Source organism: Moorena sp. SIO4A5, from assembly GCF_010672005.1.
Taxonomy (GTDB): domain Bacteria; phylum Cyanobacteriota; class Cyanobacteriia; order Cyanobacteriales; family Coleofasciculaceae; genus Moorena.
Genome location: NZ_JAAHHZ010000073.1, coordinates 1 through 18,967, shown reverse-complemented (window position 1 = coordinate 18,967; position 18,967 = coordinate 1). Strand labels below are relative to the sequence as shown.

At 43.7% G+C, this 18,967-nt stretch carries 15 protein-coding genes and 1 pseudogene; 10 read left to right on the top strand and 6 right to left on the bottom strand.

From position 1 onward, the window contains the following. Positions 1–160 precede the first annotated feature (160 nt). Positions 161–382: pseudogene (locus F6K57_RS21480) on the top strand (ATP-binding protein); the annotation flags it as partial. Here F6K57_RS21480 and F6K57_RS21475 read toward each other — a convergent pair. After that, positions 324–1,436: an FHA domain-containing protein gene (locus F6K57_RS21475; protein ID WP_293046676.1), complete on the bottom strand. Its 1,113-nt coding sequence runs from the start codon at positions 1,434–1,436 to the stop codon at positions 324–326. The pseudogene F6K57_RS21480 and the gene F6K57_RS21475 sit on opposite strands and share 59 nt — an antisense overlap. 97 nt (positions 1,437–1,533) lie before the next feature. Here F6K57_RS21475 and F6K57_RS21470 point away from each other — a divergent pair, with 97 nt between their 5' ends. From F6K57_RS21470 to F6K57_RS21450, 5 genes are all read left to right on the top strand, one after another. Continuing rightward, on the top strand, positions 1,534–1,710 hold the full coding sequence (locus F6K57_RS21470) for a hypothetical protein (RefSeq protein ID WP_293046679.1): 177 nt from the start codon (positions 1,534–1,536) through the stop codon (positions 1,708–1,710). A 278-nt stretch (positions 1,711–1,988) separates the two neighbouring features. Next, the gene (locus F6K57_RS21465) at positions 1,989–2,201 is read left to right on the top strand and encodes a hypothetical protein (RefSeq protein WP_293025358.1); all 213 of its coding nucleotides are present in this window, start codon (positions 1,989–1,991) and stop codon (positions 2,199–2,201) included. A gap of 634 nt (positions 2,202–2,835) precedes the next feature. After that, positions 2,836–3,225: a peptidoglycan-binding domain-containing protein gene (locus F6K57_RS21460; protein ID WP_293025359.1), complete on the top strand. Its 390-nt coding sequence runs from the start codon at positions 2,836–2,838 to the stop codon at positions 3,223–3,225. Between the two features lie 325 nt (positions 3,226–3,550). After that, the gene (locus F6K57_RS21455) at positions 3,551–3,994 is read left to right on the top strand and encodes a peptidoglycan-binding domain-containing protein (protein ID WP_229415272.1); all 444 of its coding nucleotides are present in this window, start codon (positions 3,551–3,553) and stop codon (positions 3,992–3,994) included. A 724-nt stretch (positions 3,995–4,718) separates the two neighbouring features. Then, positions 4,719–5,159, top strand: a complete 441-nt coding sequence (locus tag F6K57_RS21450) for a peptidoglycan-binding domain-containing protein (protein ID WP_229415271.1) — start codon at positions 4,719–4,721, stop codon at positions 5,157–5,159. A gap of 1,043 nt (positions 5,160–6,202) precedes the next feature. Here F6K57_RS21450 and F6K57_RS21445 read toward each other — a convergent pair. The 5 genes from F6K57_RS21445 to F6K57_RS21425 all read right to left on the bottom strand — a co-directional run bounded on the left by F6K57_RS21445 (position 6,203) and on the right by F6K57_RS21425 (position 9,724). Next, positions 6,203–6,370, bottom strand: coding sequence for a hypothetical protein (locus F6K57_RS21445; protein ID WP_293041779.1), 168 nt, complete (start codon positions 6,368–6,370; stop codon positions 6,203–6,205). A 30-nt stretch (positions 6,371–6,400) separates the two neighbouring features. Further along, on the bottom strand, positions 6,401–7,414 hold the full coding sequence (locus F6K57_RS21440; RefSeq protein ID WP_293070572.1) for a tetratricopeptide repeat protein: 1,014 nt from the start codon (positions 7,412–7,414) through the stop codon (positions 6,401–6,403). Then, positions 7,384–8,157: an RNA polymerase sigma factor gene (locus tag F6K57_RS21435; RefSeq protein WP_293025363.1), complete on the bottom strand. Its 774-nt coding sequence runs from the start codon at positions 8,155–8,157 to the stop codon at positions 7,384–7,386. Before F6K57_RS21435 ends, F6K57_RS21440 begins: the two co-directional genes overlap by 31 nt. A 498-nt stretch (positions 8,158–8,655) precedes the next feature. Then, the gene (locus tag F6K57_RS21430; protein WP_293041770.1) at positions 8,656–9,390 is read right to left on the bottom strand and encodes a LuxR C-terminal-related transcriptional regulator; all 735 of its coding nucleotides are present in this window, start codon (positions 9,388–9,390) and stop codon (positions 8,656–8,658) included. An 88-nt stretch (positions 9,391–9,478) separates the two neighbouring features. Beyond that, on the bottom strand, positions 9,479–9,724 hold the full coding sequence (locus F6K57_RS21425) for a hypothetical protein (protein ID WP_293041767.1): 246 nt from the start codon (positions 9,722–9,724) through the stop codon (positions 9,479–9,481). 204 nt (positions 9,725–9,928) lie between these two features. Between F6K57_RS21425 and F6K57_RS21420 the strand changes: the two genes are divergently transcribed. From F6K57_RS21420 to F6K57_RS21405, 4 genes are all read left to right on the top strand, one after another. Next, a complete protein-coding gene (locus F6K57_RS21420; RefSeq protein WP_293070569.1) occupies positions 9,929–13,498 on the top strand; it encodes an NB-ARC domain-containing protein in 3,570 nt (1,189 codons plus the stop codon). A gap of 265 nt (positions 13,499–13,763) precedes the next feature. Further along, positions 13,764–14,024: a hypothetical protein gene (locus tag F6K57_RS21415; RefSeq protein ID WP_293070567.1), complete on the top strand. Its 261-nt coding sequence runs from the start codon at positions 13,764–13,766 to the stop codon at positions 14,022–14,024. Positions 14,025–14,298: 274 nt separating this feature from the next. Then, positions 14,299–18,099 (top strand): caspase family protein, encoded by a 3,801-nt coding sequence (locus F6K57_RS21410; protein ID WP_293070565.1) that lies wholly within the window; start codon positions 14,299–14,301, stop codon positions 18,097–18,099. 372 nt (positions 18,100–18,471) lie between these two features. Then, positions 18,472–18,967 (top strand): caspase family protein (locus tag F6K57_RS21405; protein ID WP_293070563.1); only part of this gene is annotated, 496 nt, incomplete at its 3' end.

The window sequence follows — 18,967 nt, the reverse complement described above, 5'->3', positions numbered from 1 at the left end:
CAGGGTTGAATACCCCCGTTAACCCAACTGGTAATAGGTAATGGGTAATCGAACCCAATTTTTACGCAGTTTGTTGGTTGACGCTCTTGCCTAGAAAAGTGGGAACTATAGAACTAATCCCGATTAGCTCCCATATTGGGGAAGAATATGTTCCGGTCATGGCTCGAATGTAGAAAATATTTCTGGTACTGGACTGGGGTTAGCTATTGTCAAAAAATGTGTCGATATCCATGGCGGGACAATTAGTCTAAACAGTGATGTCAGTGTTGGCACTACGTTTACGGTCATGCTGCCTCGTAGAGTATTAGATGCGGATCAACTGCTCAAGGTAACTGGAAAGTCCATTCCTGATTACCAATCTGGATCACATTTCCTGCACTGAGCCAAAAGGGTTGATGGGAGGTAAGCCGCTGTTGGTCCACAAAAGTACCATTGGAACTACCAACATCAATGATTTGATAGCGCACTTTGTCCTGAGGCTCTGGAATTTGGAGAATTTGGGCATGGTTGCGAGAACACATCGCATCTTCTAACACTAGGGTGTTCGTGGGTTCTCTGCCAATGGTGAAAGGATTAGCAGACAAAACAATGATGGTACCGGATGAAGGGTTTACTAAACGCCCCTTGCTTGGTGGGGTAGGATTGGAAAAAAGTACGGTTGGGGCAAGTACTGGTTGATCGCGAATCGGCAGACTGGGTGTGGCGGCTGATTCGTCTGGAATTGTAGCCCTAGGTACTTCTTGATTGACAATGGCGTGTTTAGAGTTAGCTTCTCCACCAGGGAGGATATTGACTTGCTGGATTGGTGGTGGGGAGAGTTCTGGGCGACCAGCATTGGCAATCTGCATTTTTAGGACGGCTTCATGTTCTGCTTCCTGTCGAGCACTCATCCCTTCGACTTGACGAATTATCCCCCGTGTGTTAGGAAAGCTGATGTCACTGACTCGCACATCTTCGATGGAAAAGCCTACGGTATAGTAAACGTCAACATGGTCGAGAACGTATTGTCGGACTTCTACTCGTCCCTGATTGGTTAACTGTTCCATCCTCAGGTGACTAATTGCTACTCCTAAACTATCTTTAACGGCACTAGTTAGGGCAGCAATGGGGTCAGATATTTCTAGGGCAACTCGTTTGGCATCTACGACTTGATACATTACATTCAAAGAGACATTGACAAGATACTGATCCCGGGATAGAAAGTCTCCCTGAGAGGTAATGGGCAAGTGCCGGAGTTTGCTGTCTACTAGGAGCAGTTCACATTTTTCTAGCCAGGGTAGGGCAAAGCTGACATGACGCCCTGGTTTCCATACCCGCACACACCGACCATTTTTGACAAATAAAGCGATATAGCCTGCCCCGATAAAGTCCATGCTCCACCCTGCCCAACGGTCTGGGGTCAGGGTTTGAATCAGTGGGGGTGAGTTACCAGACATTAGATTTTGTTTAGAGGAGTGATGGGGGTAGTGCTTTTTTTAGCATTCCGCCGACAGGATGGTCCGATGGAATGCTGCCTGATCAATAGGTAGATGAATGTGGGACAGGGATTTACTGAAACTGACTGAATCAATTATAGCGCTACGCGCAAGTCAGAAGTTAGAAGTCAGAAGTCAAAAGGCAAAAGTGGGGAGGGTGGGAAGTGTGGGGAGAGGGGGAGATGGGGAGATCTCACAGGGGTTCCCACCACAAATCATTTTTGCGATCGCGTAGCGTGACCGTAGGTCAATCGCACTTTTATAATTTATAAATTCTAATTTAGAATTAGTTCAGTCTTCAGTCTCCATTCTTCAGTCTCCATTCTTCAGTCTCCATTCTTCATTCTTCAGTCTCCATTCTTCATTCTTCATTCTCCATTCTTCATTCTTCATTCTTCATTCTTCATTTTGCCGATTCCCGATTTCTTAATAAAAAAAATTTCTAAACCCCTTGACAAACGATTAACTTATTGATAAATTAATAGTGTCCACAAAATCAATCCATAATTTCAGATGAGTAACAATTTTCCTCCTTCCGACAACCAAAGTCCTAAACCCAAGAAAGCCAAGCTCTTTTTGATCGGTTCTCCTGAAAAGGTTCGCAAAACAATTAATGCCATTTATTCCCTTAAGTATGCGGAACCAGACGAGTGGAGCACTCCGGAGCCGACGGGAAAACCTGGTGAGGTTATGACCTTTTTGATTCGATATTTTTACGTAGATTAAGATAGGATTTTGCCAGGGTTGCCCCCTGGCAAATCAGGACTGGCGAAGGATGTTTTGTGGAGGAATATGAAGCAGCATCAAGCAAAATGAGTTGGAATGTTATTGCTTTCCAGTAGTTGCTGACTAACTCGGGAATCATGTCATAGTTGATCTGAAATTATCGATAGTTGAGTGCAGCTCAGCTGTATTTGTGGAACGTTAAAGTACAGAATTCGGTCAAGGATTGGGGTTAACCCAAACTTGACCGATTTTTTTTTAGGGAGATAGGGAGATAGTGCAGTGTGTTCGCGTAGCGTGACCTATGGTCAATGGCGAAGCGCTAGCTTTTTGGGCTAATCGCCTATCTTGTATGGTGCGTTAAAAAGTGTAGCGCACCTGTTTTGCTATCAGTAATGCGTTCGCGTAGCGGCTCGTACCGAGCATCGCGTAGCAGCTCGTACCGAGCATCGCTTTCTCAACAAACACACTGAAACGGCTACAAGTTAGGTTAAAAAAGGGTTTTGAGCTTTGAAGTGGGGTTAATGGGGTGAGTTGAGATCAAAAAATTGGTGCTAACTCGAAAAATTCCAAAATTGGGTTTTGAGATCGTCTTAAGGGTGTAGAGACAAAAGACAGAGAATAAAAACTTTGTCCAATGTCGAAACCTGAAAAGGTATTCCATCGTAAACGTCAAATCATTAAGGAAAAGAAATCCCTCATGGCAACTAACACTATCAATTCTAACTCTGTACTAGCTAATGGTTCTCAAGTAACTAGTCAGGCTAACGCTGCTTACGTCACCCACCTACCAGTTTTGAAAAAGGGAACAGCCGGTGAAGCTGTCCGCTTTCTCCAGCAGTTCTTAAATTGCTACACGGGCTATTATTTGGTTCTTGACGGACAGTTTGGCTCCCAAACAGAACAGGCAGTAAGGGATTTCCAAAGCAACTACAACTACTTCGACAAATCTAATCCTGACTACTTGATTGTAGATGGGATTGTCGGGAAAGAAACCTATCGTGCCATCGGTAATATGTTTTGCTAAAGATCCCAAATTAGTGCGTTCGCGTAGACGGTAAATCGCGAAGCGCTCTTTGGACTAATGCCTGATCTTGTCGGGTGCGTTAACAACGTGTAACGCACCTTTTTTGCTATCAGTAATGGGTTCGGGTAGCGGCTCCGAGCTTTTTCCCCCAACACACTGAAACGGCTAAAAGTTAGGTTTTAAAAGGGTTTTGGGCTTTGAAATGGGTTTGAATGGCGTGAGTCGATATCAAAAAATTGGTGCTAACTCGAAAAATTCCAAAATAGGGTTTTGAGATCGTCTTAAGGGTGTAGAGACAAAAGACAGAGAATAAAAACTTTGTCCAATGTCGAAACCTGAAAAGGTATTCCATCGTAAACGTCAAATCATTAAGGAAAAGAAATCCATCATGCTAACTAACACTATCAATTCTAAATCTGCACTAGCTAATGGTTCTGCACTAGCTAATGGTTCTGCACCAGCTAATGGTTCTGCACTAGCTAATGGTTCTGAAGTAACTAGTCAGGCTAACGCTGCTTACGTCACCCACCTACCAGTTTTGAAAAAGGGAAAAGCCGGTGAAGCTGTCCGCTTTCTCCAGCAGTTATTAATTTGCTACATGGGCTATTCTTTGGTTTTTGACGGACAGTTTGGCCCCCAAACAGAACAGGCAGTAAGGAATTTCCAAAGCGACTACAACTACCAGGGCAAATCTAATCCTGACTACTTGATTGTAGATGGGATTGTCGGGAAAGAAACCTATCGTGCCATCGGTAATATGTTTTGCTAAAGATCCCGAATTAGTAGGGATATAGCACAGGGCGGTGAACTCAGCCCCTGCTCACCGCCCGTTACAATCATCTGATCACTGGTGACTGGTCACTGAATTACTCCCAACTCAACCCAAAATGCCTCGCCGCATCCTGGCAATTAAGGCGGTATCATCTGAAGAGCAGGTCATAATTCTACAATAAATTCTTGACCAAAATAAAGTCCTAAACCTAAACAATTTCAAAATATATAATATCTAACTACCGACCAAACTCCCTCAAGTTTACCTCTGAACAGCCCCCGTTAAGGGGGTTTTTTGATGCTAACAGAATCCCAGGAAGTCCCGACCGGCTATTTGGTCTATACAGCTCGTTACTGTTAGTAATTAATCCAATTTAGCGTTATCTTGTACTCTCTGTAACAAACACAAGGGCAGGGATATAGCCTCGGTTGCACCAGGGGTAAATTGTCCCTGGTGCATCTCATATTTGTAAAAAATAAGGGGCGGGGGCGCGGGAAGTGTGGGAATTTTTGCCTAATTTCATCCATTGAGATGCACCCAATTGTCCCTGACACTGAAACGGCTACAAGTTAGATTGCAAGAGGGGTTTGAGAGGTCAAGTAGGTTTAATGGGGTGAGTCGATCGACAAAAATTGGTGCTAACTCGAAAAATTCCAAAATAGGGTTTTGATATCGTCTTAAAGGTGTAGAGACAAAAGACAGAAAATAAAAACTTTGTCCAATGTCGAAACCTGACAAGGTATTCCATCGTAAACGTCAAATCATCAAGGAAAAGAAATCAATCATGGGAACTAACACTATCAATTCTAACTCTGTACTAGCTAATGGTTCTGCACTAGCTAATGGTTTGGCACTAGCTAATGGTTCTGAAGTAACTAGTCAGGCTAACGCTGCTTACGTCACCCACCTACCAGTTTTGAAAAAGGGAAAAGCCGGTCAAGCTGTCCGCTTTCTCCAGCAGTTCTTAAATTGCTACATGGGCTATTATTTGGTTATTGACGGACAGTTTGGCTCCCAAACAGAACAGGTAGTAATGAAGTTCCAAAGCGACTACAACGAAACCCTCTACGAATCTGATCCTAACCACTTGATTGTTGATGGGATTGTCAGTAAAAAAACCTATCGTGCCATCGATGATATCTTGACTCTACGGTCATGCTAAATAAACACTTTGGCAAAGGGACTGAGGCCGTGGGCCACGCGGGGCGCGTTCGGAGCAGGGGAAAGAGGCCGTATTCAGAAAATTTTGCTAGTTAAATAGCCTAAGAACCCTTGTACCGTAAGCTTTCTGAGTTTTTTAACTGTCGGTTTAGCATAAAAGGTACTGAAGAAGCAATATCTTTTGCTAAAGATCCCAAATTAGTGCGTTCCCGTAGCGTGACCTACGGTCAATCGCGAAGCACTGCCCTTTGGGCTAATCCCTGATCTTGTCGGGTGCGTTAACCAAGTGTAACGCACCTCTTTAACTATCAGTAATACTTTCCCATAGCAGCTCTTTGCTGAGCATCGCTTATCCTAGGGTTAACACTCCCATGGGAAAATCCACAACTAAACGCTTTGTTCGTAACCACAAAACACCTAAAAGACTATTCACCAGTTGATCTCCTCCGGGTGCATCTCATTTTTGTTGTTTGACAAGGTGGTGCGTTACGGGGCGGGCTGTCTAAACCCTGGCGCTTGAGCGGAAAATGAGGCCCCCCTAACACACCCTACGCAACTTTTTTACAAATATGAGATGCACCCTCTCCTCCTAACACTTCAACCGTAAACTCCTCTTCCTCAATAACCACCTTTCCCTCATATAGCGTTTGTATTTGAGATGTGAACATAGGATTGATATCTCAAGGGAACAGGGAACAGGGAACAGGGAACAGTAGTCAAGATATCCGAGCAGTTTTTGGTATTATGATAAATCATCAGTAAACCCTGTATCTAACAGTGCCATTACGGCAAAAATCTCTCCATCATCAGACATCAAGCCAATTTCAAAAAACAACTCTCCTCGACTATTACGGCGGTTTGCATAACTATCAGGTACACAGGATTGTTTTCCTTCTTCCCTCTTCCCTCACTTCCCCTCCTGGGAGGGGTTAGGGGTGGGTTACTCTTCCCTGCTCCCTGCTCCCTGCTCCCTGCTCCCTGCTCCCTAAAAAACCAGAACTTTGTACCTAAATGAATTGCAAACCGCTTTAAATTCACCTTGGATCATATTATACCACAAGTTCCCGTTTCATTAATTCGCATAATAATACACTTTTTACCTGGATGTTGAGAACGGTATTTTGCCAGTGCTACCTTTTCATCTTCATCGATAAAATACTCCCCACTATCAGGTTCAATAATAATAAACCAATCATAATGCTCTTGAATCAATACGGTGCGTTACATTTCATGCTTCGCACCCTACAACTTACATAACGCTCCATAAACTAGCCAATTATTCGGGTATAGATGATCAGCTTTCTCAATAACTTCAACCGCCCTTTTATTTTCACCCCTATCAGACAAAAACCGGGAATAATAACACCAGCCATGAGGATTATTTGGGTGCTCCTCAGTAAACTGCTTCAATATAGCCAGGCTTTTTGCCGACTCTCCTCGCAACCGATAATAGTCAGCCTGCAACTGGTGAGCATCAGCGGAGTGGGGAGCCAGTTTCAATACAGCATTAACTATCTTTTTAGTCTGCTTCCCTTCTTTACCCAATACTAATTTCATCCGGCAACGATAGGCCAAGCGTCGTTTTAAAACTGAGTAATCACCAGGGGCTAACTCTTCTGCTCTACTTAACCTCAACTCTGCTGACTGAAAATCACCCAGTATTAGGAGTGCATCATAACTGTGAATCATAGCAACAATATCATCTGGCTGAAGTAACAAGATTTGCTCAAAAGCTTTCAAAGCAGCGTGAGCATGATCCAGTTCCATCTCAACCCGCCCCAATGCCAGCCAGTGAGACGGATTTTCTGGCTCAGAAGATGCGGCTGTCTCAAAGGCTTTTACTGCTTTCTCTGGCTGACGGCGACAGACCTCTATCAAACCCCGGATATGATGCCCAGTAGCAACATTACTGGATAATGGCAAAGCACTCTCATAAACCTCAATTGCCTTAGCCACCTCTCCCATCAACTGTAAAAGTTTCCCCAGTTTCAACCTTACCTGAATTAATTGAGATTGCCGCTCAATAACTTGGTCATACTCCTTAACAGCCTGCTCCCAGTTTCCACTTTCATAGAGTAAATCAGCCAATTCCAACCGTTTTTTCCATCCAGAGGGATACTGCTGCACATAGTTAGTTAAGGTTTTCAACTTCTGCTGTTTTCGGGTGGTTTTTTTATCTAATAACAGTTGTACATTTAACTCGACCTTTGAAGACTGAGATAAGGTTACCAAACAGGGGTTAGTGTTTCTAGACATATCGCTGTTATCGCATAATTTATTTTATCATTAATTTGCTCAAAATGGCACTCTTTTGTCTTCGCATTTTGAGATGGAATCACGGATTGTTTAGTTTTAAATTCATCCCAAATCTCATCCTTGTCAATCTCTTTTAACAAGGGGGAAGAATCATCTATTCCTGATAGATACCGCTTCAACTGCTTTTCCATAATTGCTCGCCCCTTTTGAATGCGTTTGTAAACGTTATCCACCGAGAGAGCAAGTTTTTTGGCAATGTCTGGGTAGGGTATATCTTGGTAAAAATGCAGCACAAAAGGCTCTCGCAGTTGGGGAGACAGAGCCTCTATTTCACGGCGGATGTACATTCGTAACTCGCGACGGAGAATAGCTGACTCAGGAGAGTACTCACTAGAAGCTAATGTCTGGTGTTCTCCCACTGCCATTTCTTCAATGCTCTCCATACCGATTGCACCTCTCTGGCGTTTTCGATGCAGATCTACGCAGAGGTTATGAGTCATTCGAGTTAGCCATGCTTTGGGATTAGTAATTTTTTCGGCGTGGTGTGGTAGTTTCTCCCACGCCTTGATTCTGGCCAGACTTAATGCTTCTTCAGCATTGGTGCGATCGCCTCCCATCCAAGTTACGCACCGACCGTAAAGATAGTCTTGATTGACCAGCCATAACTGCCAAAAGGCAGTGCGATCGCCAAGAGATATACTTTTTAATAGATTAATCTCGTCTAATTTTGTTTCTGTTTTCATTTTTTTGAAGAAAATTGAGTGAACTCTAAGTAGTCGTACAAAATTAGGTTTAACTGTCGAGATAGGGAACAGGGAGCAGGGAGCAGGGAGCAGGGAGCAGGTAAGAGTAACCCACCCCTAACCCCTCCCAGGAGGGCAGGGCTGTTTCATTCTCGCAAAAAATAGATGGGGAGATGGGGAGATGGGGAGATGGGGAGAATTTTGGACTAATACTCGGGATTTTGGGCAAATTTATCGTTCCCTTACACCAAGGCCGTTAACAAATTGTTAGTGATTTGAGTTGATTGAAGGCGGTTAATTCGTAAGATTTTAATGACTAAATTTGGGCATTTTTCGGTAAATTTTAGTTTATTTCCCTATCCCCCTATCCCCCTATCCCCCTATCTCCAATAATCGTTAACTTACTAAAGTTTGAAACAGCCCTGCTCCCAGGAGGGGAAGTGAGGGAAGAGGTAAAAAATAATGTGTACCTCATAGCTATGAAAAACCCTGTATATATTAATTTTGATACTGCATCAGTTGTTTTTGTTTAGCGTAAATGCTTTTCAGGTGCTTCTTAACAGTATTGATGCTGATATATAGCTGCTGTGCAATTTCTTCGTAAGTTAAGTTGGCTTTTTTAAGTAACCATACTTCCTTCTCCCGGTGACTTAAGCCATATTTAATAGCATCAGTGATAGCGGAATTTTGGGTAGATTGATGTTTATCTTCTAGGGTGACTAACAGATAATGATTTCGGGATAACTCTAACGTTAACCATCTAACCCTAACCCGAAAGTTAACTGACTTATTCACTTGAATTTCAGCTTCGATAATTAGTTTGAGATCGCTAAACAACTCACGACTATCAATTAATGATTCGCAAACTCGCCAAATTGGCTGAGGGATAGAGTTTATCGGTGACTTACCTTGAGAGATTTGAGAGCACATTCGACGTCCACACTCATTGGCATGAAACAACTCTTGGTTAGTAGTTATAATCAGCACCCCATCAACAAAGCCTTCAATAATTGCTTTGAGCAGTAATGGCAAACCTTCTTCTGAATCTAACTCTGGCTTACTGCTTTCGGGTTTAGTCGCTTCTACTTTGATTGATTGTGGTAAACTACAATAGTGTTTAAAGTGTTTGACATAATCTAGTTTTTTATCCGGTTTATGAAGCTCATATGTGCTTGAACAAACTTGGCTTAACTCAATATTAATGGGTTTTGTAAAGAGTTTTTGATTAGTCATGGTGAACCTTGATTATGAGAAATTAATTGGGCTTATTCCAAATGCAATTGATCAACTAATTGGTTGTTTTACGTTTTCCATTTAGCGATCAAATTATTTCTATTTTTAGCACCCCACTGGCGCTGCTGAAATTATTTCCAAAGATAAATTCGCTGTAATCAGCTAGGTTATCTAGTCCAAGGAAGTTGAGCCAAATTTCTAACAATAGCCATAACGTTGTTCTTGCCAACAGTTTTTTAGAGAGCACATTCATGGTTTTATTTAGGATAAAATTCCTAGAATATATAGCAGTTTTGAATTGGGTGAGGTACTTTCCTCCTTTGGCCGACTCCATCGCTATTGCCTTTTGCCTTCCCCCCTTCCGGGCGGGGGGTTAGGGGGGATTCCTTTTGCCTTAAATTGCTATATATTCATCAAACCCCACTGCATACTGACTTACCGCCTGAGATGATCTGACTTGTGACTAAATTGTGAAGAATTTGTGACTGAATTTTCCTTTGTCAATGGTATAATCCCTACAGTCATGATCAAATGAGCCATGCCTAGGTCGCTCAAAGTCCGTCAGGAATGCATTGAAAAAGTTAAACTGGCAGTCAGGCGTAACGGTTTTCCGAGCCAGAGGGCTTTGGCGGAAGATGTCGGGTTTGCCTTAGCCACAGTCAGCAACTTCCTGACCGGTAAACCCGTTGACTATATTACTTTTGAAGAACTTTCTCAGAAATTGGCACTGGAATGGAGAGCCATTGCCAATTTGGATTTTGACCCGCCATCCCAGGCTGTAGATGATCTGTCATCCCAGACTGTAGATCAAAAGCCACAAATCAGAAGCTCTAGCAAACGCCAAGACTTGGGAGAAGCAATTGATGTTACCAATTTCTACGGGCGCAAGGAAGAATTAGCCACACTCAAACAATGGATTATTAATGACCATTGCCGACTGATTACCTTAATTGGCATGGGTGGAATTGGTAAAACAACTTTGTCTGTCAAGTTAGCCCAGGGTCTACAATCGGAATTTCAGTACCTGATTTGGCGAAGTTTGCGTAATGCGCCACCCATTCACGAGCTTTTGACGGACCTGATTGGGTTTTTGTCCGATCAGCAAGACACCACTTTACCAGAAAGCTTAGATGGTAAAATCTCCTGTTTAATCGAATATCTGCGGGCAGAGCGTTGTTTGTTCATCTTAGATAATGTAGAGTCAATTCTATCCCCTGACCAACGGGCAGGAGCCTATCGCCCAGGATATGAAGGCTATGGGCAACTCCTCAGAAGCTGGGGCGAGACTAACCATCAAAGTTGTCTGGTGTTGACCAGTCGGGAGAAACCCAGAGAAATTAGAAACAAAGAAGGTGTAAACGCTCCGATTCGTTCCCTGAGGTTACCTGGCTTAACCGAGGGAGAAGGGAAGAAAATTCTCGCGGAAAAAGGCTTTTCTGTCTCAAAAGACGAATGTCAAGCACTGGTAGAGTTTTATGCAGGCAATCCTTTAGCATTGAAGATTGTTGCCACGACAATTTATGAGTTGTTTGACGGCGATGTGGCTCAGTTTTTAGAAGAAGGCACTATTGTCTTTGGTGATATTTCCGATTTAATGGACCAGCAGTTTAATCGCTTGTCAACTTTAGAACAACAGGTGATGTACTGGCTGACCATTAATCGAGAATGGGTCTCATTTAAGGAGCTACAAAGGGACATTATTCCGGCTGTTTCATTCAAACATTTATTAGAAACCTTAGAATCTCTACAATTGCGCTCAATGATTGAGAAGACTTCGGGAAAATTTACTCAACAACCCGTGGTGATGGAGTATGTCAGCGATCGCTTAATTGAACAGATTTTCTGCGAAATTCAAACGGTAGAAATAGCACTATTGGAGCGCTGTGCCTTAATCAAAGCCCAAGCCAAAGATTATCTGAGAAATGCCCAAATTCAGCTGATTCTCAAACCGATTACCGAGCAACTACTCAACCTGCTTGGTCTCCCAGAAAATGTCCAAAACTATTTGAATCAAATTTTATCAAAACTGAAGTCTTTTCCCCCTCGAAAACCCGGATATGCCGGGGGCAATGTTCTCAATTTACTCTGGCAGCTTAATCTTGACCTGAGTGGCTATGATTTTTCTAACTTAACGGTTTGGCAAGCTTACCTACAGGGCATGAATTTGCATCGAGTCAACTTCGCCAATGCCGATTTAAGTAAGTCGGCTTTGACTCGCACCTTAGGGGGGGTTTTATCAGCGACCTTTAGCCCAGATGGGAAACTCCTGGCAACTAGTGTTGATAATGAGATTTGGTTGTGGGACGTTGCCAACATTAAACAAATTATTACCTGCAATGGTCACAAGGCTTGGGTGCAATCCCTGGCTGTTAGTCCAGAGGGAGAAATTTTAGCCAGTGGTAGTAACGACCAAACGATCAGGTTGTGGAATGTCCAGACCGGGCAATGTCTGAAAACATTGCGAGGTCATACCAGTTGGGTGCAATCCCTAGGGTTTAGTCCAGACGGGGAAATGTTAGCCAGTGGTAGCCATGACCAAACGGTAAAGCTGTGGAATGTTCACACTGGAAAATGTCTGCAAACCTTGTCAGGCCATAGCAATCCGGTATTTTTTACTACCTTCAGTCCCAATGGACAAAGGTTGGTCACTGGGGCTGAAGACCAAACTGTGAGAGTCTGGGATGTCAACACTGGTTCTTGCCTGCAAGTCCTAGAAATCCCGATCAATTGGGTATTATCGATTGCCCTTAGCCCAGATGGACAAACATTGGTAACTGGAAGTGATGGCACAACGGTAAAATTTTGGGATTTAGCCAGTGGTGAGTGTATCAAAACCTTACCAGACTACAACAGTTATGTGTGGTCAGTTGCTTTCAGCCCAGATGGTAAAACACTGGTGACCGGTAGTGAGGATACAACGGTTAAAATCTGGGAGGTGGAAACCGGGAAATGTCTCCAAACGTTGCACAAGTATAGCAATTCCCCTTTAGGTAATAGCTACGCTTCACGGATTTGGTTGGTTGCTGTTAATCCGGATGGTCAAACCTTGCTGAGTGTGAGTGAAAACCAAACCATGAAGTTATGGGATATCCACACCGGACAATGTTTAAGAACAGTGGAGGGGTATAGTAATTGGATCTTATCCGTTGCTTTTAGTCCAGATGGTCAAATGTTGGCCAGTAGTAGCGAAGACCAACGGGTAAGATTGTGGGATATTGATACGGGGCAATGTCTACAAACGTTGTCAGGACATACTAATCTAGTCTCATCAGTCACTTTTGCTCCCAAAGACCATCAGATTCTGGCCAGTAGCAGTGACGACACAACTATCAAACTTTGGGATGCAAATACAGGAGAGTGTTTGCAAACACTGTGGGGACACGATAGTTGGGTGCATTCGGTCAGCTTCAGTCCAGAGGGAGAAATTTTAGCCAGTGCCAGTCGTGACCAAACGGTAAAGCTTTGGGATTGGCATACAGGAGAATGTCTGCACACCTTAGAAGGGCATATTCAGCACGTCTTAACCATTAGTTTCAGTCCCTGCGGTAAAATCCTAGCCAGTGGTAGCCATGACAACACGATCAAACTTTGGGATGTCAGTACGGGAACCTGTCTACAAACATTGCCAGGTCACGAGGATTGGGTTTTATCGGTTGTGTTCAGTCCCGGTGCCAATCTGCTGGCCAGTGCCAGTGGAGACCAGACGATTAAACTGTGGGATGTTGAAACGGGGCAATGTCTACAAACCTTATCCGGTAACACATCTCGAGTCAGAACAATTGCCTTTAGTCCAGATGGCAAGAGTTTAGCCAGTGGCAGTGATGACCAGACTGTTCAACTGTGGGATATCAGTACAGGTACTGTTCTCAAACTATTTCAGGGACACCACAAAGCAGTCCGGTCAATTGCCTTTAGTCCTAATCGTCCTGTGTTAGTGAGTAGCAGCGAAGATGAAACCATTAAGCTTTGGAATCTTGACACCGGTGAATGTATAAAAACCCTGAGAATTGATCGACCCTATGAAGGGATGAATATTAAAAACGCCATTGGTTTAACCAAACCTCAGAAAAACACGTTAAAAGCTCTAGGTGCAGTAGATAAAGAGTGAAGCCTGGCACCGCAATGGTTCTAGCTCCCTTGACAAATAAGCTTATAATATGCTATTATAGAAGTATAATTTATGATCATAAAGCAAGCTAAGGGCAAGAAAAATTAAGCCAAAATGTGATCTACCCAAATGTGATTTAGATCAAGGGTTATGACCATAGTAAGCCTTGATTATATGCACTATTGTGCTTATTTATCACTCTTTTGAAGAAGAATTTATTGAGTCTTGTCCTTGCCCTGTATCATAACAATTGAGGTCCATAAAAGTGGCTATGGAAAATACAGAATCTAACCAAAATTATGAAGAGCAAGTAGTAGAAAATACATCTGGCGATACTAACCCCTTAGGGGACGATCGCTCCGACTCTCAGGAAACAGTAACAACTCCTGAAGAAACTGAAGTAAAAGCTGGATCGAGTGATGAAAATGTCGAAACAGATAATAAAGACACTAAAGAAATTACTGCACCAGAATCTAATACAACTACTAGTGAGCGTTCTCCAGGAAAAACCGATAGAGGTTTATAATCCAGGAGTTCTATTCTTGGGCGAGAATTGACCAACTCAGCGATCCCCCCTAACCCCCCTTAACTAAGGGGGGAATTAGATAAAAAAGTGCTCCTGATGAAGGTATAATTAGATAAAAAAGTGCTCCTGATGAAGGATAGAATTAGATAAAAAAGTGCTCCTGATGAAGGATAGAATTAGATAAAAAAGTGCTCCTTAATAAGGGTAATTTAGGGGGTTATAAATCAGGAATTAACAAAAATGTAACTCCTTCAATAAGTATTAAGAGAATGGCATGACCAACAATATATATGCGCTGCTGGTAGCTATTGATGAATATCCCAGTCCTGTTCCTTCTTTGAATGGCTGTGTCAATGACATCCTAGAAATACAGGAATATTTGCAAGGGCGGGTCGCTGCAGATGGAGATAAACTTCACATCCGCACACTCTTGAATCAAGATGCTACCCGTCAGGCAGTTATTGATGGTTTTCGGGAGCATTTGTGTCAAGCTAGCAGTGAAGATGTTGCTTTCTTTTACTACGCGGGACATGGTTCTCAAGAGCAAGCCCCACAAGAGTTTTGGGCAATAGAGCCAGACAGATTAGATGAAACATTAGTCTGTTATGACAGTCGCACTGAAGGGGGTTGGGACTTGGCAGATAAGGAGTTAGCCAAGCTAATTTCTGAGGTAGACCAGAACAACCCCCACACTGTTATTATTTTAGACTGCTGTCACTCTGGTGCTGCCACCCGTGGCGAACTAGAAGCAGAAACAGCAATTCGTAAAACTTCCACCGACAAACGTCAGCGACCCTGGGATAGTTTTATTTTCTCCTTGAGTGAAACTGAAAAATTATCAGCTGCCCTCAGCCCGGAAAAAAATCCTAGTGGTTGGAGTTTCCCCACAGGAAAACATATCGTCCTAGCCGCTTGTCGAGATAGTGAGACGGCGAAAGAATACAACAGCAATGGGCAATCAAGAGGTGCGTTTTCTTACTTTTTGCTGGATACCTTGAAGAAATCCAATGGTAGCCTGACTTATCGGGATTTATTCAAGCGTGCCAATGCCCTAGTCCGCAGTAATATCAACGCCCAATCTCCCCAAATCGAAGCTACGGAGTTGAGTGATTTAGACCAACCTTTTCTCGGCGGTGCGATCGCTAACCATACACCCTACTTTACTGTCTGCTATGACAAAAACCAGGACTGGGTGATTGATGGTGGTGCGGTTCACGGCATTTCTCAACCTGTTGGGAATGACACCACAATACTGGCCTTGTTTCCCTTTGACACCCCCACAGAGGAACTTCGCCAACTCTCAACGGCAGTAGGTGAGGCAAAAATTGTCGAAGTAATGCCCCAGCTGAGTAAAGTTCAAATTAGTGGTATTGGGGATTTAGATCCCGAAATGACCTGGAAAGCAGTAATCACTAGTCTGCCCTTGCCACCGAAAGGGGTTTTATTGTCAGGAGAACCAGCTGGTGTAGAATTAGCCCGTAGCACCCTGCTCAACACGGCTCACAATCAGCCTTCCCTGTATGTTCGGGAAGTGGCAACCCCTGAAGCTGCCGATTTTAAGTTACTGGCTCGTGACGGTAACTATTTAATTACACAACCAGCGGATGACCGTCCTCTAGTGGCTGCCATTTCAGGTTACACCGATGCCACTGCCTTGCAGGCGATTCAGCGATTAGAACATATCACCCGTTGGCTGAATATCACTGAACTGGCCAGCCCAGCCACCAGCCGCATTCGCCCCGATGCTGTGCAAATGTTGATTTACCAGCAGGATGGGTCACCTTTGCTAGATACTGACATTCGCCTGGAATATCGACAGGAAAATGGCAGGTGGCGATCGCCCACATTGAAAATTAAGCTGAAAAACACCAGTAATGAGCCGCTTTATTGCGCTCTGCTGGTTTTAACCGACTTTTACGCCGTCGGTGCTGGGTTGTTAGATGGCGGTGGGATTTGGCTGCAACCAAGGGGGCAAGAGGGAGATGAAGCCTGGGTTAATCGCGGAAATCCTATTTGTCCTACGGTTCCCAAACAACTATGGCAAAAAGCGGGGATTACGGAAGTTAAAGATATTCTAAAACTGATTATCTGTTCGACGGAATTTGATGCTACTTTGCTCGAACAACCAAAACTTGACGTACCTCAACGTCCCGTGCCTACACCCCATCGCGGTAATGGTACCCTCAACCGCCTAATGCAAAGGATTCCAGCTCGTGACCTCCCCAACACAAAAGACGATCAAATCTATGATGACTGGTTAACTAGCCAAATTAGCATTACTACCGTGCGTCCTCTACACACTACTCCAATTCCCACAGGGGACGACTATGTCTTTCTGGGAGTAGGTTCCGCCCTATACGCCCATTCCGAATTGAGAGCTAAGGCACGTCTAACCACTCTCACCCAATCAACTAGGGATTTAGGTAATCATATCTTACCACCGATACTGCGGGAAAACCATCCGGGAATTGAGTCCTTTGACTTTACTAGCAGTCGGGGAACGGATCCTGGTTTAAGCGCGCTGGAATTAACTGAGGTGGAAAATCCGTCAGCCGTTACACCCAAAAATCCCCTGAAACTTATTGTTGATCGACCCCTTGCTGCTAATGAAGAACTGTTACCGATTAGCTACGATGGGGAGTTTTTCCTGCCTTTGGGACGGGCTCGGTCTACCCCGGAGGGCAAAACGGAGATTTTACTGGAACGGTTAACAGAACCAATTAGTGAAGGTAGCCGCAGCTTGGGGGGTTCGATCCGAATTTTCTTCCAAAAAGTAGTGTCTCAACAACTGGGGCTAGAGTTTAATTACCCAATTTTGGCAGCAGCGGATGTCACTGCCTCTGGAGTGGTCAACTATACAGTCAACTATACAACAGAGGTTGAACAAGTCAAGTCGCGGGTTGCCGAAGCCCAACGCATAGTCCTCTACATACACGGTATTCTTGGTGATACCGAGAGCTTGCTGCCCAGCCTTCGCTCCGCCCAGGTTGAGGTGGATGGAACACAAAAACCCCTGGCGGAATTGTATGACCTGGTACTCACCTATGATTATGAGAGTTTAAATACCTCAATTGTAGAGAATGCTAAATTGCTGAAGCAGAGACTACAAGCTGTAGGGTTAGGGGAGAACCACGGTAAAATTTTTCACATTGTCGCCCACTCCATGGGAGGGTTGGTTTCTCGTTGGTTTATTGAACGAGAAGGAGGTAATCAGGTAGTTGGGCATTTAATTATGCTAGGTACACCCAATGCTGGTTCCCCTTGGTCTACGGTTCAAGATTGGGCATTAGCTACCTTAAGTATCGGTTTAAATGGGCTGTCAAAATTTACTTGGCCAGTACCAGTGATGGGGATGTTGCTTAAGGCTATTAACCAGTTTGCTGATGAGATTGAAACTATTGATATTTCCCTAAACCAGATGCATCCCACTTCTGAGTTCTTGGAACAATTAGCAGCAAGTCCCGACCCCAAAGTACCTTACTCAATTATTGCTGGTAATACATCTATTATTCCTGCCGCCCTGACAGCAGAGGCCAATCAAACGTCTAGGGCGTGTTTTCAAAGTTTTCCGCAAGATTATGATCCCCCCCAGCCCCCCTTAAAAAAGGGGGAGCCATACTCAAAGTCCCCCTTTTTTAAGGGGGATTTAGGGGGATCTCAGAGTTTGAAGACACGCCCTAGTCCCTTGCAACGACTAATGCAGAAGTTATTTGATAAAGCTGTAGCTCTGGCTTTCTTTGAGCAACCAAATGATATCGCTGTTACAGTACAAAGTATAAAAAGCTTAGGTTCAAACCGGACTCCACAACCGAAAATTCAGGAAATCGGCTGCGATCACCTGGTTTACTTTACTGAACCAGTGGGGTTAACTGCCCTCTCCAAGGCAGTGATTCAAGCCCTAGAAAACACAAAAGATATTACTAATAATTCTTCAGGGAACAAAGCACTGAAATGGTGGATTATTGGGGTTGTTGGGGTATTAGTAGCAGCTAGTATTGGTTGGTTGATAGTAAAGTCATCCAATAATAGCCAACGGAGCAATCAATCTCAACCCCGCGAGAATCTAGGTCAATGATGCGTAAGCGGTCAGCGGTCAGCGGTCAGCCGTGCGCGTAGCGCTTAAGCTGTTCCCGTAGCGCATAAGCTGATAGCTGATAGCTGATAGCTGATAACTGATAGCTGAATGCTTACAATGCTATATACGCCAATGACACTAGGGCTTGTCTGCTTTCGTCAATAGGTAAAGATTTATTACGAAAATACTAATTTCTGCGTAAAGTTAACAAATTATCTTGGGGAATAAATAGGGAGCATCCCAGATTTTACAAACTATACCCCAGCTGTGTGAGCGGGATTATACCGCCCACATAAAAAGATATATTTGCCAAAATGGGATGCTAGCAATCCCTAGTATTAAAGTTATCTTTATAAGTGCTTTTAGTATAACATGTTTTCTCGCAATCTCGCCTTGATCATCGGTATCAATAACTACACCAACGGCATTTCTCCCCTGAACACTGCCGTAAACGATGCCAAAAAACTAGTGGAAATTCTCCGCGAGAAGCATGATTACGAAGTCTGGGAATGCTTATACGAAGTGGCAACTCTGTCTAACTTCCACAAATTTTTATTTCATACCTTACCCGAACAAGTTACTGAAAATGACCGCTTATTATTTTACTTTGCTGGTCATGGAGTAGCTCTTAATGGGGATGATGGCCCGGCTGGTTACTTAATTCCTCAAGATGCCAAACTCGGCAATACTAATAGTTATCTGCCCATGACCAAGTTACACGATGCTTTAAGTCAATTACCCTGTCGTCATTTCTTGGGTATCCTCGACTGCTGTTTTGCTGGTGCTTTCCGTTGGTCGAATACTAGGGATTTACTCACATCGCCAGAAGTAATTCACCAAGAACGATACGACCGTTTTATTACTGACC

Coding starts and splice junctions, on each gene's coding strand:
- F6K57_RS21475 (WP_293046676.1), bottom strand. CDS start 1,436: ATGTCTGGTAACTCACCCCCACTGATTCAAACCCTGACCCCAGACCGT.
- F6K57_RS21470 (WP_293046679.1), top strand. CDS start 1,534: ATGTGGGACAGGGATTTACTGAAACTGACTGAATCAATTATAGCGCTA.
- F6K57_RS21465 (WP_293025358.1), top strand. CDS start 1,989: ATGAGTAACAATTTTCCTCCTTCCGACAACCAAAGTCCTAAACCCAAG.
- F6K57_RS21460 (WP_293025359.1), top strand. CDS start 2,836: ATGTCGAAACCTGAAAAGGTATTCCATCGTAAACGTCAAATCATTAAG.
- F6K57_RS21455 (WP_229415272.1), top strand. CDS start 3,551: ATGTCGAAACCTGAAAAGGTATTCCATCGTAAACGTCAAATCATTAAG.
- F6K57_RS21450 (WP_229415271.1), top strand. CDS start 4,719: ATGTCGAAACCTGACAAGGTATTCCATCGTAAACGTCAAATCATCAAG.
- F6K57_RS21440 (WP_293070572.1), bottom strand. CDS start 7,414: ATGTCTAGAAACACTAACCCCTGTTTGGTAACCTTATCTCAGTCTTCA.
- F6K57_RS21435 (WP_293025363.1), bottom strand. CDS start 8,157: ATGAAAACAGAAACAAAATTAGACGAGATTAATCTATTAAAAAGTATA.
- F6K57_RS21430 (WP_293041770.1), bottom strand. CDS start 9,390: ATGACTAATCAAAAACTCTTTACAAAACCCATTAATATTGAGTTAAGC.
- F6K57_RS21425 (WP_293041767.1), bottom strand. CDS start 9,724: ATGGAGTCGGCCAAAGGAGGAAAGTACCTCACCCAATTCAAAACTGCT.
- F6K57_RS21420 (WP_293070569.1), top strand. CDS start 9,929: ATGCCTAGGTCGCTCAAAGTCCGTCAGGAATGCATTGAAAAAGTTAAA.
- F6K57_RS21410 (WP_293070565.1), top strand. CDS start 14,299: ATGACCAACAATATATATGCGCTGCTGGTAGCTATTGATGAATATCCC.